At 28.2% G+C, this 15,844-nt stretch carries 16 protein-coding genes and 1 other annotated feature; of the genes, 14 read left to right on the top strand and 2 right to left on the bottom strand.

Annotation, left to right across the window (positions count from 1 at the left end; all coding sequences use genetic code 11):
• Positions 1–147 precede the first annotated feature (147 nt).
• Entirely contained in the window at positions 148–333 is a 186-nt protein-coding gene (locus tag ACFIJ5_RS12405; protein WP_379807468.1) for a hypothetical protein, read from the top strand.
• Positions 334–682: 349 nt separating this feature from the next.
• On the opposite strand, the gene ACFIJ5_RS12400 is transcribed toward ACFIJ5_RS12405, so the two are convergent.
• On the bottom strand, positions 683–1,588 hold the full coding sequence (locus ACFIJ5_RS12400; RefSeq protein ID WP_379807466.1) for a phosphatase PAP2 family protein: 906 nt from the start codon (positions 1,586–1,588) through the stop codon (positions 683–685).
• Positions 1,589–1,785: 197 nt separating this feature from the next.
• Positions 1,786–2,069, top strand: a binding site (T-box leader).
• 181 nt (positions 2,070–2,250) lie between these two features.
• Between ACFIJ5_RS12400 and asnA the strand changes: the two genes are divergently transcribed.
• The 3 genes from asnA to ACFIJ5_RS12385 all read left to right on the top strand — a co-directional run bounded on the left by asnA (position 2,251) and on the right by ACFIJ5_RS12385 (position 4,632).
• Positions 2,251–3,270 (top strand): aspartate--ammonia ligase, encoded by a 1,020-nt coding sequence (gene asnA, locus ACFIJ5_RS12395; protein ID WP_379807464.1) that lies wholly within the window; start codon positions 2,251–2,253, stop codon positions 3,268–3,270.
• Between the two features lie 152 nt (positions 3,271–3,422).
• Complete coding sequence (locus ACFIJ5_RS12390) at positions 3,423–4,025, top strand: superoxide dismutase (RefSeq protein WP_379807462.1); 603 nt, start codon at positions 3,423–3,425, stop codon at positions 4,023–4,025.
• 97 nt (positions 4,026–4,122) lie between these two features.
• The gene (locus ACFIJ5_RS12385; protein WP_379807460.1) at positions 4,123–4,632 is read left to right on the top strand and encodes a hypothetical protein; all 510 of its coding nucleotides are present in this window, start codon (positions 4,123–4,125) and stop codon (positions 4,630–4,632) included.
• Between the two features lie 368 nt (positions 4,633–5,000).
• On the opposite strand, the gene ACFIJ5_RS12380 is transcribed toward ACFIJ5_RS12385, so the two are convergent.
• Positions 5,001–6,395, bottom strand: coding sequence for a M17 family metallopeptidase (locus ACFIJ5_RS12380; protein ID WP_379807458.1), 1,395 nt, complete (start codon positions 6,393–6,395; stop codon positions 5,001–5,003).
• Positions 6,396–6,543: 148 nt separating this feature from the next.
• On the opposite strand from ACFIJ5_RS12380, the gene ACFIJ5_RS12375 reads away from it, so the two are divergent.
• From ACFIJ5_RS12375 to ACFIJ5_RS12330, 10 genes are all read left to right on the top strand, one after another.
• A complete protein-coding gene (locus ACFIJ5_RS12375; protein ID WP_379807456.1) occupies positions 6,544–7,059 on the top strand; it encodes a GNAT family N-acetyltransferase in 516 nt (171 codons plus the stop codon).
• Positions 7,060–7,232: 173 nt separating this feature from the next.
• Positions 7,233–7,844 carry a C40 family peptidase gene (locus tag ACFIJ5_RS12370; RefSeq protein ID WP_379807454.1) on the top strand — a complete coding sequence of 204 codons (612 nt, stop codon included), beginning with the start codon at positions 7,233–7,235 and terminating at the stop codon, positions 7,842–7,844.
• Positions 7,845–8,083: 239 nt separating this feature from the next.
• Positions 8,084–8,773 carry an SPOR domain-containing protein gene (locus tag ACFIJ5_RS12365; RefSeq protein ID WP_379807452.1) on the top strand — a complete coding sequence of 230 codons (690 nt, stop codon included), beginning with the start codon at positions 8,084–8,086 and terminating at the stop codon, positions 8,771–8,773.
• A 98-nt stretch (positions 8,774–8,871) separates the two neighbouring features.
• On the top strand, positions 8,872–9,129 hold the full coding sequence (locus ACFIJ5_RS12360; RefSeq protein ID WP_379807450.1) for a DUF4321 domain-containing protein: 258 nt from the start codon (positions 8,872–8,874) through the stop codon (positions 9,127–9,129).
• 11 nt (positions 9,130–9,140) lie between these two features.
• On the top strand, positions 9,141–9,719 hold the full coding sequence (locus ACFIJ5_RS12355; protein ID WP_379807448.1) for a Maf-like protein: 579 nt from the start codon (positions 9,141–9,143) through the stop codon (positions 9,717–9,719).
• 12 nt (positions 9,720–9,731) lie between these two features.
• Positions 9,732–10,418, top strand: a complete 687-nt coding sequence (gene radC, locus ACFIJ5_RS12350; RefSeq protein ID WP_379807446.1) for a RadC family protein — start codon at positions 9,732–9,734, stop codon at positions 10,416–10,418.
• A 19-nt stretch (positions 10,419–10,437) separates the two neighbouring features.
• Positions 10,438–11,454 (top strand): rod shape-determining protein, encoded by a 1,017-nt coding sequence (locus ACFIJ5_RS12345; protein ID WP_379807444.1) that lies wholly within the window; start codon positions 10,438–10,440, stop codon positions 11,452–11,454.
• A gap of 2 nt (positions 11,455–11,456) precedes the next feature.
• On the top strand, positions 11,457–12,323 hold the full coding sequence (mreC, locus tag ACFIJ5_RS12340; protein WP_379807442.1) for a rod shape-determining protein MreC: 867 nt from the start codon (positions 11,457–11,459) through the stop codon (positions 12,321–12,323).
• A gap of 16 nt (positions 12,324–12,339) precedes the next feature.
• Positions 12,340–12,831, top strand: a complete 492-nt coding sequence (mreD, locus tag ACFIJ5_RS12335; protein ID WP_379807440.1) for a rod shape-determining protein MreD — start codon at positions 12,340–12,342, stop codon at positions 12,829–12,831.
• A 20-nt stretch (positions 12,832–12,851) separates the two neighbouring features.
• Positions 12,852–15,704 (top strand): penicillin-binding transpeptidase domain-containing protein, encoded by a 2,853-nt coding sequence (locus tag ACFIJ5_RS12330; RefSeq protein WP_379807438.1) that lies wholly within the window; start codon positions 12,852–12,854, stop codon positions 15,702–15,704.
• Positions 15,705–15,844: the final 140 nt, after the last annotated feature.

Raw genomic sequence — 15,844 nt, 5'->3', positions numbered from 1 at the left:
GTGGTAATTATGGTATAGTAATTTCCTAAATTAATTTATGAAGTTACTAATTTTGAGGTAAAATATTATTTATGATACCTTGAATTGTAGAGTATGAAAATTGAATTGTGTGGAAAGAATTGTTTTGAAAAATAAGGAGGGTAAGATATGGAGCTGCAAGTATATTTGAAAAAAAATAAAGAGCCAGTAATTTTTAAAGGTGATAGAATTGATGTATTAGATTTTGAATCTAAAGGTATTAAATATAAACAAATTCGCTATTTTAGAAAAGGTTTTAGTAAAAGTGTGTACATAGAAGCATCAAGTATAACTAAGATGAAAGAAAATAAGTAAACTTTCGCAGTAAAAAAATACTGCTTAGCGAAGGAAAATGATATCTTGCGTAAGAAACATTTGAACAAAGTTTACAAGTTCTTAGCTTTACGAATTTGAAAAAAGTTATTTTTTAATTACTGATTCCTACGGAATATTAATTAAAAAATCTTTTTTCAATATGAGTAAAGCTTAGAACTTGTTACTGAAGTGAAAGGTTTCTAAGCAAGATATCATTTCCCGTAGCGGCTATTTTTCACCTGCGAAAGTTGAGTGAATAATTAATAATGAAGGAAATTTTTCCTAAGGGAAAAATAAAAAGCTTCTGCATCAATTTTGCAGAAGCTTTTTTAGCAATATATTCCTTGAATTACATACTTATATCTGAATTTGTATTGTTTGTATAATATGAATCTTTAAATTTATTAGGTATATATTTTTCTAGTAAATTCAATATTAAATCTACTAGTTTAACTGTAACTAAAGCTAGGACCATACCAGCTATTACGTCTATTATCCAATGAATTTCTAAATACATTGTAGAATAAATGACAGATAAACAGAATGCTGCCCATACCCATTTAAATATTTTATCTTTTTCATGAAGTACTACTAAAAACATTGCAAAAGCTATAGAAGTATGCATTGATGGGAAACAATTTAATGTCCAACCAGCTGCTTGCTCCGGTGTAAAATTTCTTGCTAACCCATCAGGATGTCCAAGTACATACCAAACTTCTTGAAGACGTATAGCTGCATAAAAAGGACTTATTAAAAATATTTGAAGTATATGACCAGATAGGGCATAGCGTATCATTTTTCTTAAATCTTTACACATAGCAGCTCTGTAAATAGGGATTACAACAGGAACTACAAAACCACTATTATATACAAATCTAAAAAAGGCTGTTAACCAGTCAGGTTGAAAAATTCTAGCAAAACTAGCATCATTAAAAGGAATTTTACTGAAGACTTCGTTCCAATTCCAACCTAGATTTTTAGTAATTTGCCATTTTAAAACTTTTCCCCATATTTCATACCCATATTTTTGAAGAAATACTAAAAATATTATAAATGGTATAGAGAATATTAAGAAAGAAGATAATTTAATATTGTGCCTCATATCTTTTTTAATAGTAAAGGCTGCAAAAGATATAAACACTAAATACATTGACCAATCTATATTTTTTGTAGTTATATAGGAGTAGAGTGCTGCGATTGCAAATATTGTTCCTACTATTATACCTATGTATTTATTCCAAAAATCTTTGTTCATATAATTCCTCCTAACGTTTGAATAATTATAAAAAGATTATATCATATAAATATTAAGATACTATATGAAATTTTAATTATGAAATAATTGTAAAGGATTTATTAAAAAAATGAAGTTTAAAATTAAAAAAATTGCAAAAAACTTATTTACATGTTTTAAAATACGTGATATAATCTCTATAAATATTAAATGATAATATAAAGACTATGAAGAGAAGAGTAAATATAAAGTTAGAGTTACAGCGAGCTAATGATGGTGGAAGATTAGTACAAAACTTGTATTGAAGAACATCTCAGAGTTTCTAACCCAAATTGTATGATTTTTAATTATGCAAGAGTAGATTTAGACGGAGCCAAACCGTTATGATTTGGGCAGTATCGAATAATGTTGTTTTAGGTTTATTCCGTACTGTAATTCTAAAGTGAGCTTATATATAAGCTAATTAGGGTGGTACCGCGAAATACAGTCTTTCGTCCCTTTGTAGGGATGAAGGGCTTTTTTTATTTTAAATTTTAGGCTAGCTAGCAGAAGTAAATAGTATTTAAGAAAATTATGAAAGAGAGTTCACAACAAAATTTGTTAATGACGGTGTAAATTAAGCTGTAAAGAATACAAGTAAAAAATCATTGTAAAAATAAAAAAAAACATAGGAGGAATAAAAAATGGAAAAAGTAAAAAAATATGAAGTTATAGAAGGATATAAATCAAGTCTTAATTTAAGAAGAACAGAGATAGCAATAAAAAAGGTAAAAGACTATTTTCAAAAACAATTATCAGAAAAATTAAATCTTACAAGGGTTTCAGCACCTTTATTTGTTAAAAGAAGTACAGGACTAAATGATGATTTAAATGGCGTTGAAAGACCAGTATCTTTTGATGTGCCAGGTGTTGGAGGAGAAAATGTTGAAGTAGTACATTCACTTGCTAAATGGAAAAGAATGGCGCTACATAGATATGGATTTGAAAGAGGAGAAGGTTTATATACAGATATGAATGCAATAAGAAGAGATGAGGAATTAGATAATATTCATTCTATATATGTTGATCAGTGGGATTGGGAAAAAGTAATAGATAAAAAAGATAGAAATGAAGAAACATTAAAGAAAATAGTTGAAGGGATTTATGAAGTGTTCAAAAGTACTGAAGACTTCATAAACAGTGAGTATCCTCATATAGAAAAAATACTACCAGAAAAAATTAGTTTTATAACTACTCAAGATCTTGAAGATATGTATCCAGATTTATCTCCAAAGGAAAGAGAAAATAAAATTGCTAAAGAAAAGAAAGCTGTATTTATAATGAAAATAGGTGACACATTAAAATCAGGTGAAAAACATGATGGACGTGCTCCAGACTATGATGATTGGAGTTTAAATGGGGACATTATATTCTGGTATCCTATATTACAATGTGCACTTGAACTTTCATCTATGGGAATAAGAGTAGATGAGAAGGCGTTAATGTATCAACTTGAAAAAGAAAAATGTACTGAAAGAAAAGAATTAGAGTTTCATAAAATGCTTTTAGATGGTACACTTCCATATACTGTAGGAGGAGGAATTGGACAATCTAGAATATGTATGTTTTTCCTAAAAAAAGCTCATATTGGAGAGGTACAAGCTTCTATTTGGTCAGATGAGATAAAAAAAGAATGTAAAGATAATGACATAGTATTACTTTAATTATTATAAAAAGTGTACATATTTACTTAATATTTTAGTAAATATGTACACTTTTTTATGCAATATGTGCCTTTGTCCTTATTTATTTAAAAAACATTTTTACATGAAAAAACATATTATATTAAAGAGAAATAGTGTGAAGGGGAAAGGTAATGGGAAATATCATATTGCCAAAAAAATTTAATTTTAATAATGTTAAGGGCATTTCAAAAAATCAGTTAGAACAGCATTATAAGCTTTATGAAGGATATGTAAGGAAAACTAATGAGATATGGAAAGAATCAGAAGAGCTTAATGATTTTAAAGGAAGTAATACTACCTATAGCAAAGTGAGAAGTTTAAAATTAGGGGAAAGTTATGCATTAGACGGTGTAAAACTTCATGAGCTTTATTTTGAAAATATGAATTGTAAAAGCAATATACCTTATGGACATATAATGAAACTTATTGAAAGAGACTTTGGATCTTATGAAAGATTTGTGAAATATTTTATAAGTGTAGGAATGGCTATGAGAGGATGGTGTGTACTTACTATAGAACCTTTAGATGAAAAATTGCATATTATAGGTCAGGATGCGCATGATGTAGGATCTATATGGATGAGCAATCCACTTTTAGTGCTGGATGTATATGAACATGCTTATATGATTGATTTTGGTATAAATAGATTAGAATATATAAACATATTTATGAAAAATATAAATTGGAAAGTAGTCAATTCTAGGCTTAAGAAGTATGAAGTTAGAATGATATAGTATAAAGCTATTATAAAAATATATTGAAAAAGTGGTATCAAAAGAATTATTTTTGCATATGTTGTAATGTAGTTAAGAGTATGGGGGTATAAAAAAATTGGATGATATGATGGATAAAAGACATCAACACGAAAAGGATATGGAAGATGAATATGATATGGTACCTATTTCTTCTGATATGATGTCTATGCAAATGATGCCTTATAATTATAATATGCAAGATCAAATGATGATGCAGCAGATGATGATGCAACAAATGATGGGTATGCAGTGCATGAGCATGATGCCAAATACAATGAACTCAATGCAATGTGCGCCAATGCCACCAATGATGCCAAACGAAATGAATTCGATGCAGTGTACACCAATGATGCCCAATGAAATGATGAATGAAGAAGGCATGGAAGAATATGAGACAGATTCAGAAGATGAAGATGACATGAGATATAAAAAGAAACCAAGAGATGTAAATAGAATATTAAGAAAAATAGAAATGTATAATCCTGGTGTGTTTAGAATGATGAGATCTTATGGCATACCATATCCTGTAGCAAGGAGAATTTGTAGAAGAATTATAAGACTTACACTTATGTATTGTGATGATTAATTAATATTAAATGTGAAGCTTTGATACTAATTTAAGGCTTCACATTTATATTATAAAATAAAGCTTTTGTCTTAAGGTAAAATTTACTTCATTATTAATAACTCAACTTTCTCAGTAAAAAAATACTGCTTAGCGAAGGAAAATGATATATTGCGTAAGAAACATTTGAACAAAGTTTACAAGTTCTTAGCTTTACGAATTTGAAAAAAGTTATTTTTAAATTATTGATTCCTACGGAATATTAATTAAAAAATCTTTTTTCAATATGAGTAAAGTTTAGAACTTGTTACTGAAGTGAAAGGTTTCTGAGCAAGATATCATTTTCCGTAGCGACTATTTTTTACCTGCGAAAGTTGAATTAAGTAAATTTAGTGCATAATAAGATTTATTAGGGTTCTTGCAGGTTTACCATTAGCTCCTGCTTCATATACATCTTCATGTTTGCTGCACTTTGCGCATCCTGCTATGTCGAGGTGGGCAAAATCTATATTTGGGGCAAAACTTTGAAGGAACATTCCAGCAACAATAGCACCACAATTGTTACCAGTATTTTTTAAATCTGCACTTGGAGTTTTTAATTGTTCCATGTACTCTTCATTATTTGGCAATCTCCAAAACTTTTCTCCAACTTCCTTACCACAATCTATTATTTTATTACTTAACTTATTGGAATTGCTGAAAAGTCCAATGTTTATGTTGCCTAAGAAATTTGCACAGGATCCTGTTAAAGTTGCTACGTCAATAATGGTTGTGGCTCCTAATTCTTTAGCATATGCTATGGCATCACACATAATTAATCTTCCTTCAGCATCTGTAGAGATAATTTGAATAGTTTTACCACTATAACTAGTAATAACATCTCCTGGTTTGTATGATTTAGAAGAAGGAATGTTTTCACATACAGGAATTAGAGCAAGAATATTTTTTTTAGGTTTTAATGTGCCAATAGCTTTCATTACACCTAAAACAGCAGCTCCGCCTGCCATATCGCTTACCATATTATGCATACCTTTAGAGGATTTTAATGAAATGCCACCACTATCAAAAGTTACACCTTTTCCAACTAGTGAAACTATTTTTTTGCTACTAGGGTCACCAAAATATTGTAAGAGAATTAAGTAAGGTTCATTTGAACTGCCATTACCAACTTGTACAATTGAATTCATGCCAAGTTTTTCAAGCATATATTTATCAAAGATTTTTATATCAAGATTGCATTCTTCCGCAATGTGTAATGCTTGTTGAGTTAAATACTTAGGAGTAACATGATTAGAAGGTGAATTTACTAATTCTCGTGCAAAGTTTATACTTTCACCAGATATAATACCTTTATTTATAGAATTGTTAAATGTAGAAATTATGTTTATTTTAGTTAATTTTATATTTAAAAAATGTTTTTTTATACCTTTAAATTTGTACAAAGACAAAGTAAGGCTTTCTCCAAAAGTATATCCAAAATCACTATTAAATGTATCTAAAATATCTAGATCATCTATACAATTTCGGAGTTTTTTCATTACATGACCTAGAGCTTTGAAGAGAATGGTAGGATTAAATTCTTCAGTTAAGCCTAAACCAATAACATATATTTTTTTGTAAGAAGACTGATTTAAGGTGTTAATACATTCAAATTCTTTAAATTTACCACTATTTGTTGAAAAAGATAAGAATTTATTAATGCTTTCAGGGTAAGAAAAATTATAATTTTCAAATTTAAATACTAATAAATTTGAATATAAATTATTGTTAGATACTTTTATCATGGAAAATACACCTCCCTAAATGTAAAATTAATTATTACAAAAAACAGTACAATATTTTCCAATAATATATTACCACATATAAATAAAAAAAGGAATTGAATTAATAATGTAGAAAAAAGTTTATTATAGATTAAATAAAAGAGGTGAAATGATGTTTGATCTTGATTTGAAAATAAGAGATATATGTATAAATAGTATAGAAAAAGATGATTTAAATTCAATACATGAATGGATTAACACTCAAAAATCATTTTTAGATAAAAAGAATAAACCTTTTAGTTTAAAGGATGTTTATGAGATGTTTTTGCAATATTATGTTGGAGAAGGAGAATTGTTTTTAAAAATTGAACAATGTAGTGAAATAATAGGAATAATAAAAGGAAGAATTGAATTTAAGAATCCAAATGAAATATGGATTTTATGTTTTTTCTTAGAAGAACCTAAAAGAAGTAAAGGAATAGGAAGTGACATTATTAATGAAATTATGGAATATTTTATTTGTAGGTGTGGAATAAATAAATTTTATTCTATTACATTACCAAAAAATAAAGAGTATCTAAAATTTTGGTTAAAAAATGGATTTGAAGTATCAAGAATTACAAATAATTTTATAAATATTGAAAGATGGGATGAAAAATTATTCATATTATCCAATGAAAAATAATACTCGTGTAGTAAAGAATGGTTTGTTTATCCAATTATATGAAAAGTAAACAAAAGAATAATTAAAAAAAATAAGTTAAAACTTGCATTGTTGAGAAAATTAAATTATAATAAAAAAAGTGATGTTATCGGAAAACTAAATTAAATGGCAGAAAATCTATTAGGAGGTATATGATGAAAGTTTCTAAAATAGTAGCTGCAGTGCTGTGTGTTTTAGCCATAAACTTTTTATGGAGTACACATAATATTGCTAAAGCAGATACTGTGATGAAATCCAATAGTAAACAATATGTCCGTACAACTAATTTAAAAGTAAATAAGGTTATAAAAACTGCTAAAACTAAAGTAGTGAATAAACAAAAATCAAATGATAGAGCTTCAAGAGGTGGTACATATTCAAGCAGTATTACATATTCTAAAACTGGAAATTCTATAGTGAATTATTCTTATAGATTTTTAGGTAGACCATATGTATGGGGAGGGTCCGGACCTTCTGTGTTTGATTGCTCAGGTTTTACAGCATACGTTTACAGAAAACTAGGAGTGTCTCTTCCGCATTATACAGTTTCACAGGCTAATTTAGGTAAAACAGTTTCAAGATCAAATCTAAGAGCAGGTGATTTGGTGTTCTTCAACACATCAGGGAGACTTTCTCATGTAGGTATATATATAGGAGGCGGAAATTTTATTCATGCTTCTTCAGGAAGTCATAAGGTTACAGTAAGTAACTTAGGAAAAAGTTATTATAATTCACGGTATGCTACTGCTAGAAGAATATTTAATTGATTTTAAAATATAATATTAAATAGGTAATTGATTGGTTTAAAAAATCTCGACTAAAGTGTCGAGATTTTTTTTCATATTTAATATAAGTTATGAGTACTATTTAATATAGGAATCAAAAAAGAGAGAAGTATAAATAATTAAACCATTATTAATTTTACATTATTAATTCTTAATTGATATTAAATGTTTCTTACGCAGGAGGTTTATATTCTAAATTTTAAAATTTGTGGGGGGAGAAAATGAGGTATACAAGATATGAATTAAAAAGGAAGAGAAATAATTTAATATTTTTGATTATAGCAGTTGTTATAGTTATAGCAGTTGTTTTAATTGTTAAAGGAAAACATAGTAATATAGATAAGAAAGATAATATAAGAAATAACACTAAAATAGAAGAACAAGATAATGAATCTAGTAAAAATATAAAAGAAAAACTAGCTAAATTTTATGTTATTCAGTGTGGAGTTTTTACAAGTAAAGAAAATGCTGAAAATTTGAAAAATTCATTAAGCACATATGGAAGTCCATTTATAGTAAAAAAAGATAATAAATTTAAAGTTATACTAGGTATTTACGAGGATAAACAATTAGCAACTATAATGAAAACTTTAAATGATAACAATATTGAAAAGGCAAGAGTTACTTATGAAATACAAAAGAATGATTTGTGTAATATGGAGATTGCTGAAATAATCCATGCCAATATTGAAGTTCTAGGTAAGTTGACAGAAAAAAATGTAAAATCAATAAAAATGGATAATTTAAAAAAATGGACAAATTCACTAAAAAAAGTGGACAAGAATAGCAAAAATTATAATGCATTATTAAAGCTAAAAGAGTATGTAAAAAAACTTCCAAATGAAATAAAAAAAGAAAATTTGAATACTAGCTATGTTTTTCTTTTTAATATACTAAATATGTTTAAATAAAATTTTAAAAGTTTTTAAACAAAGTAACATACTACTTGTTTATGATAATATTAAATGGTAAACTATATAAGATGAATTTTTATTATGGGGGAAGGGTTTTGAAAAAAGAAAAAAAAGAGGGGTATTTTTGGTTTGTAATTATTCTTGCGGGAATTTGTGGAAAGCTTATTGGAGATATATTAGGAAGTAATGTTAAAAGTTTATATTTTCTTAAAAAAGTTTATTCAATTGGCTTTACAACTCCTATCTGTTTAGATTTGAATATAATACAATTTACATTTGCTTTAAAAATAAATGTCAATATTATGTCTATTTTGGGTATAATATTGGCAATAATATATTATAGGAAATATTAGGAAGTGATAAAATGAAATTAACATTAGGGTCCGCATCACCAAGAAGAAAAGAATTGTTAAAAAAAATTACTGAGAATTTTGATGTAATAGTTAGCGATTTTGATGAAGAAAGTATTGATTTTAATGGTGATTTCACAAAATATGTTAAAAAAATTGCAGAAGGTAAAGCGTTAAATGTGTCAAAAAAGATACAAGATGAAAGTATTGTAATAGGTTGTGATACTATTGTTGCTTTTGATGGAAAAGTTTTAGGTAAACCTAAAGACGAAGAAGATGCATATAGCATGTTAAGTGCAATGAGTGGAAAGTGGCATGCGGTCTATTCTGGGATAGCTATAGTAAACAATTTAACAGGTAAAATTTTAACTGATTATGTATGTACAAATGTTAAATTTAGTGATATAACAGATAGGGAGATAAAAAAGTACATAAAAACTGGTGAGCCCATGGATAAGGCGGGTTCATATGGAATACAAGGATTAGGAGGAATATTTATAGAAAAAATTGATGGATGCTATTACAATGTAGTAGGTCTTCCAATTAATAAATTGAATTCTATGTTTATGAGGATGGGGGTAAATCTAATCTAGGAGGAATAATAAGTGGAAAATTGCTTTAAGATATCAGATTTACCTAAAAATGAGAGGCCCAGGGAAAGATTATTAAGATATGGAGCAGAAGCCTTATCGAATACAGAATTGTTAGCAATTATTTTGAGAACAGGTACTTACTATGAAAGTGTTTTAAATTTAAGTAGTAACATATTAAAGGTAAGTAGTGGATTAAATGGTTTATTAAATATGAGCTTAGATGAGTTTATGAAAATTAAAGGAATAGGAAAGGCAAAAGCATCTGAAATGTTAGCTTTGTCAGAAATCTTACGAAGAATTAAATCATATAGATCTGGAGAAGAATGTAAAATATCTAATCCACAAGAGGTTGCTAATTTACTTATGGAAGAAATGAAAAGTTTTAACAATGAACATTTTAAAGTCATTATGCTCAATGTTAAAAATATTGTGATTTCAATAAAGGATGTTTCTATTGGAAGTATTAATTCTTCTATAGTTCATCCAAGAGAGGTTTTTCATGAAGCTATAAAGAAATCAAGTGCTTCTATAATATTATGTCATAATCATCCATCGGGTGATCCTTCACCTAGTATGGAAGATATAAGTGTAACAAAAAGACTAAAAGAATGTGGTAAGCTATTAGGAATTGGAGTTTTGGATCACATAATAATAGGAAATGGAATTTATGTGAGCTTAAAAGAAAAAGGAGTAGTATAAACACGAAAGGAGAAAACAAATGGGATTTTTTGGAATATCTAAAGATATGGGAATAGACTTAGGAACAGCAAATACATTAGTTTACATGAAGGGAAAAGGAATTGTACTTAGAGAACCTTCAGTTGTAGCAATTAATAATGTTAATAATAGAGTTTTAGCAGTTGGTGAAGAAGCTAAACAGATGATTGGTAGAACTCCGGGGAATATTGTAGCTATAAGGCCAATGAAAGATGGAGTTATAGCTGATTTTGATGTTACTGAAGAAATGCTTAGAAATTTTATAAATAAAGTTTGTCCTAAAAGCGCTTTTTCAACACCTAGAATAGTTGTGTGTTTTCCATCAGGGGTTACAGAAGTTGAAAGAAGAGCTATTGAGGAAGCTACAAAACGTGCAGGAGCAAGAGAGGTTCAATTGTTAGAAGAACCAATGGCAGCAGCAATTGGCTCAGGATTACCCGTACATGAACCAACAGGAAGTATGGTAGTAGATATTGGTGGTGGTACTACTGAAGTAGCTATAATTTCTTTAGGTGGAATAGTTACAAGTATGTCTTTAAGAGTTGCTGGTGATGAATTGGATCAGGCTATAATAAGTTATATTAAAAAAGAATATAATTTGATGATAGGTGAGAGAACATCTGAAAATGTTAAGATGGAAATTGGATCTGCTTTTGATGTTTCTGAAGAAAAATTGACTATGGAAATAAGGGGAAGGGATTTGATAAGTGGTCTTCCTAAAGTAGTTGAAATTAAAGAAGATGAAGTTAGAGAAGCATTATCAGAACCTGTTTATGCTATAGTAGATGCTATTAAAACAACACTTGAAAAAACACCACCAGAATTGGCAGCGGATATTATGGATAAAGGAATAATGCTTACAGGTGGAGGAGCAATGCTTAGAGGATTAGATGCGTTAATTAATCATGAAACACACATGCCAGTACATATTGCAGAATCTCCGTTAGATTGTGTAGCTATAGGAGCTGGAATGTCTCTAGCCAGTATTGATAAAATGAGAGAGAAAGAGAAAAGGTAAAAATGAAGTTCTTCAAGAAGAGACTGACAGTGGCAATTATTGTACTGTCAGTTGCACTTTTAGGAGTAATAGGATATAGCATAAAAAGAGACAAAATTACTGTGATAGAAAATGGTGTTGGCAATGTTTTGAGCTCTGTTCAAGGAGTTATTTACAATGTGTGTTCAGAAGCGAAGAATTCTATAAAAATTTTGGCGCATTTTTCAGAAGTTAAGAATCAAAATGAAAAATTAATAAAAGATAACCAAGAATTAAAAGATAAATTAACACGATATGAATCATTAGAAGATGAAAATAAAAGGTTAAGAGATGTCTTAAATTATAAGGACCAAAACTCTGAATATAAATATGTAGGTTGTAATATAAGTGGTAAAAGTAGCAATGGTTATTTAGAAGGATATATTATAAATAGAGGTAAAAAAGATGGAATTGATAAAAAAATGGCAGTGATAAATTCTAAAGGCCTTATTGGTAAGGTAACTTCAGTAGGAAGTAATTGGGCAGTAGTGCAAACAATTGAAAGTGAAAATATTGCTGTAGGTGGATATATAGCTAGAACTAAACAAAATTCAGGGATTATTAAAGGTTATAGAGATAAAAATAATAAGGTACTTGCTAGACTTTCGTATTTACCTTTAAATTCTGATATAAAAGTGGGAGATGAAGTTTTAACAGGTCTTGTAAATGTTACTTCAAAGGAAATTCAACCAGGAATATATCCAAAAGGAATAAAAATAGGAAAAGTAATAAGTGTAGAGGAAGACAAAGGGAAAATGATGAAAAGTGCTGTAATTGAACCCTATGTAGATTTTGATAGAATAGAAGAAGTGTTTATTGTAATTCCTAAAGTTTCAAGAGATATAAATTAATAAGGTGTGATATATAATGAAAAGGATTTTAACTATAGTTTCTATGTCAGTTTTGTTATCAATTTTAGATAATAGTTTAGTAACTTTTTTATCAGTAAAAGGGTACTATCCAAGTTTATTATTTGTATTTGTTATTTCCTATTCAATAATTCAAGATGATAATGAAGCTTTATGGGTAGGAATATTTTCGGGTTTACTTCAAGACATATATTTTTATCATGGGTTTGGTGTAAATACTTTAATTAATATGTTGCTTTGTTTATTAGCTGCTAAAATAGGAAAAGGTATTTTCAAAGATAAGAAAATTATTCCTATAATTTCAGTTTTCTTTTTAAGTATTTTAAAAGGATGTTTTATTTATGGTGTTTTATATATTAGCAAGATATATATAAACCTTAATACTATTTTATTCATAGCTTTGTATAATATGATTGTGAGTATATTTATTTATTCTTATGTATATAAACTTTGCACTAAAAAGTTTATGAAAAAAGATTGGAAGTTTTAAATAAGGAGCGATTGATAAATATGTCAAAAAACAATAAAAAGAAAAAATATACGAGATATACAGCTATGTATGTATGTGTGTGCATTGTTATGGCTTTGATTATTAGAAAATTAGTATATATACAAGTAATAAAGGCAGATCAGTATAGTTTAAGAGCTGATAAAAATTCTATAAGAAATATCACACAAGATGCTCCAAGAGGAGATATAGTAGATAGGAATGGTGTAGTATTAGCTACGAGTAAACAAAGTTTTAATTTGACTTATATGGAAACAAAAGAAAGTAAAAAAGTATTTTTTGATACAATGAAAGTTATGTTTAAAATATTAGATGAGAATAAAGAAAAACAGGAAGATGATTTTCCACTCAAAGTTAATCCATATGCGTTTGATTTTAAAGCTGTTAAAGACTCTGATAAAAAGTGGATGGAGCTTAGATTTAAAAAAGATAGAGGATTAAATGATGTTTTATCTAAGAAATATTATAAAAAAGAATATAAAAAATTAGATAAAAAAGAAGACAAGGAAAAAATAAAGAAAATAGAAGATGACCTTTTAAAGATATCTCCAGAAGAAACTTTTAAAATGTTATCAAAACAGTATGGATTGGATGATAAAAATTTTTCTTTAGAAGAAAAAAGAAGGTATATGGTAATCAAAGATGCTATAAAAATGCAAAGTTTTTCAGGATATAAACCTGTAGTTATAGCTAAAAATATAAAAAGAAAAACTGCCTTTGAGTTTTATGAAAGGTTAAGCGAACTTCCAGGTATTAATGTGGGAACAGAACCTATAAGGTATTATCCTTATGGTGAATTAGCATCTTCAGTAATTGGATATATTTCAAAAATAAATTCAATGAATCAAGAAAAATATGAAGAAAAAGGCTATGATGTAAGTACAGATTATGTTGGAACGGATGGAATAGAACAGGTTTATGAAAGTAGACTAAAAGGATCTAAAGGACAAAGAACGGTAAGGGTAAATAAATATGGTAGAATAGTGGAAGAATTATTTAAGAAAAGTCCTTATCCTGGTCAAAATATTAAATTAACAATTGATAGTAATGTGCAAAATGCAGCTGAAAAAGCATTAGATGATACAATGGAACATTTAAGAAAAAATCCTAGGCCAGATCCTAGTGATTCAAGTATATATACAGCAAATGCAACTAGAGGAGCAGCAGTGGCAGTGGATATAAAAACTGGGGAAATATTAGCTTTGGCTAGTAGACCTGGTTTCGATCCAAATATATTTACTATACCAGGTAAATTAGATGATGAAGCAAGTAAAAAATATTTCAATCCTGACTTAGAAAAATTCGGTAAGCAATATATAGGAAAAATGGGATTAGCTTCAGGTGAAAGTGGAATAGAGAAAAAAATAAATCAGATGTTTCCATTAGATCCTTATATTGAAAATAATACTAATATTAGAATGGATATGTATGATATTGTACCTAAACCATTTTTTAATTATGCAACACGATCTTTAATGCCGCCAGGTTCTACTTTTAAACCTTTAACGGCTATTGCAGGTTTAGAAGAAGGAGTTGTAACACCAAGTACTACAGTGAATGATACAGGTGTTTATCTTAAATATGGTAACAAAGGAGAAAAATGGCACTGCTGGAAGCGTGGAGGACATGGTGTTATTGATGTAATTAGAGCATTAAAAGAATCTTGTAACTACTATTTTTACACTGTTGGAGATTTATTATATCAAAAATATAATACTCCATCTGCAGTTAATAGTGCTTCATATGATGCATTTCAAAAATATGGTAAAAAATTTGGCTTAGGCGTCAAATCAGGGATAGAAATTCCAGAAAACCAAGGACATGTGTATAATTTAAAAAATTCGAAAGAAATAAATTCAATGTCAGCTTACTATAATGCTAGGAATATATTAAAAGAAGGAATTGAAAAGGGTAGAGGAATAAAATTTAAAGCTATTAACATTGTTACAAATGATTCTGATAGTGAGGAAGTAAAAAAAATAAAAAGTGAAATAAAAACTATTATTAAAGAAGCTGTAGAAACAAATCCAAAAACAAAAGCTAGTGCTATAGTTAGGTATACAAATGAATTGGAAAATAAATTAAAAAAATTAGTAGAAACATATCCTAAAGATAAGCAAAAAGAATATAAGGATAGTGACTTTGAAAAAGGAGCACAAGCAGTTATAAATTACTGTATATATGATGCAAATATGCAAATTTATACACCAGGAAATATGATAAATGCAGCTATAGGGCAAGGTGATCATCAATTTACCCCTATTCAACTTGCAAATTATGCAGCTACTATTGCTAATGGGGGATATAGAAATGAACTTCATTTATTTAAACAAGCTTATGATGATGGAGAAAATGTAGTTGAAGAGAAAAAAACTAGAGTGCTTGAAGATACAAAATTAAAATCTTCCACTATAGAAGCTGTACAAAAAGGTATGTTGGCCGTTGCATCAGGCGAGGGTGGAACAGCAGCTAAAGCTTTTAGGGGATTCCCAATTGAAACATCAGGTAAAACAGGTTCATCTACTTTTTCACAAAAGCAAAAAGAAATAGGAAGAACTTCTTATGGAGTTTATGTAGGATATGCTCCATATGATAAACCAGAAATAGCTGTTTGTGTAGTAATATTTGATGGCGGTCATGGTGGATATGTAGCACCTGTAGCTAGAGCTATGTATGAAGCGTATTTTAAAAAGAGATTAAAGGAAGAATTTCCATCATATACACCAAAATATAATTATCCATTAGACAAAACTAAGAATGTAATACAAAATGGTGAAGAAGAACAGAATAAAAGTAACAATGAAGAAAATAGTTCTTTAGATAAGAAAGAGAAAGATGAATCAAAAACAGAATAATAATATGTATATATATACCTCATGTTTTAACATGAGGTATAATTTTATGTTATAATATATTGGGAAGTTGAAGAATTATGTAAATTTTATTAAAAAATATTTTAAAATAGAGAAGGATTTTTATAAAATTATGTTGAAAT

Source organism: Haloimpatiens myeolchijeotgali (genome assembly GCF_042688525.2).
In the GTDB taxonomy this organism is placed as follows: domain Bacteria; phylum Bacillota; class Clostridia; order Clostridiales; family Clostridiaceae; genus Haloimpatiens.
The sequence above is the reverse complement of the archived record's forward strand: the minus strand, read 5'-3'. Positions and strand labels throughout refer to the sequence as shown.

Bases quoted from the DNA above. Each gene is read 5' to 3' on its own strand.
- ACFIJ5_RS12405 (WP_379807468.1), top strand. From the start codon at position 148: ATGGAGCTGCAAGTATATTTGAAAAAAAATAAAGAGCCAGTAATTTTT.
- ACFIJ5_RS12400 (WP_379807466.1), bottom strand. From the start codon at position 1,588: ATGAACAAAGATTTTTGGAATAAATACATAGGTATAATAGTAGGAACA.
- asnA (WP_379807464.1), top strand. From the start codon at position 2,251: ATGGAAAAAGTAAAAAAATATGAAGTTATAGAAGGATATAAATCAAGT.
- ACFIJ5_RS12390 (WP_379807462.1), top strand. From the start codon at position 3,423: ATGGGAAATATCATATTGCCAAAAAAATTTAATTTTAATAATGTTAAG.
- ACFIJ5_RS12380 (WP_379807458.1), bottom strand. From the start codon at position 6,395: ATGATAAAAGTATCTAACAATAATTTATATTCAAATTTATTAGTATTT.
- ACFIJ5_RS12375 (WP_379807456.1), top strand. From the start codon at position 6,544: ATGATGTTTGATCTTGATTTGAAAATAAGAGATATATGTATAAATAGT.
- ACFIJ5_RS12370 (WP_379807454.1), top strand. From the start codon at position 7,233: ATGAAAGTTTCTAAAATAGTAGCTGCAGTGCTGTGTGTTTTAGCCATA.
- ACFIJ5_RS12365 (WP_379807452.1), top strand. From the start codon at position 8,084: ATGAGGTATACAAGATATGAATTAAAAAGGAAGAGAAATAATTTAATA.
- ACFIJ5_RS12355 (WP_379807448.1), top strand. From the start codon at position 9,141: ATGAAATTAACATTAGGGTCCGCATCACCAAGAAGAAAAGAATTGTTA.
- ACFIJ5_RS12345 (WP_379807444.1), top strand. From the start codon at position 10,438: ATGGGATTTTTTGGAATATCTAAAGATATGGGAATAGACTTAGGAACA.
- mreC (WP_379807442.1), top strand. From the start codon at position 11,457: ATGAAGTTCTTCAAGAAGAGACTGACAGTGGCAATTATTGTACTGTCA.
- mreD (WP_379807440.1), top strand. From the start codon at position 12,340: ATGAAAAGGATTTTAACTATAGTTTCTATGTCAGTTTTGTTATCAATT.
- ACFIJ5_RS12330 (WP_379807438.1), top strand. From the start codon at position 12,852: ATGTCAAAAAACAATAAAAAGAAAAAATATACGAGATATACAGCTATG.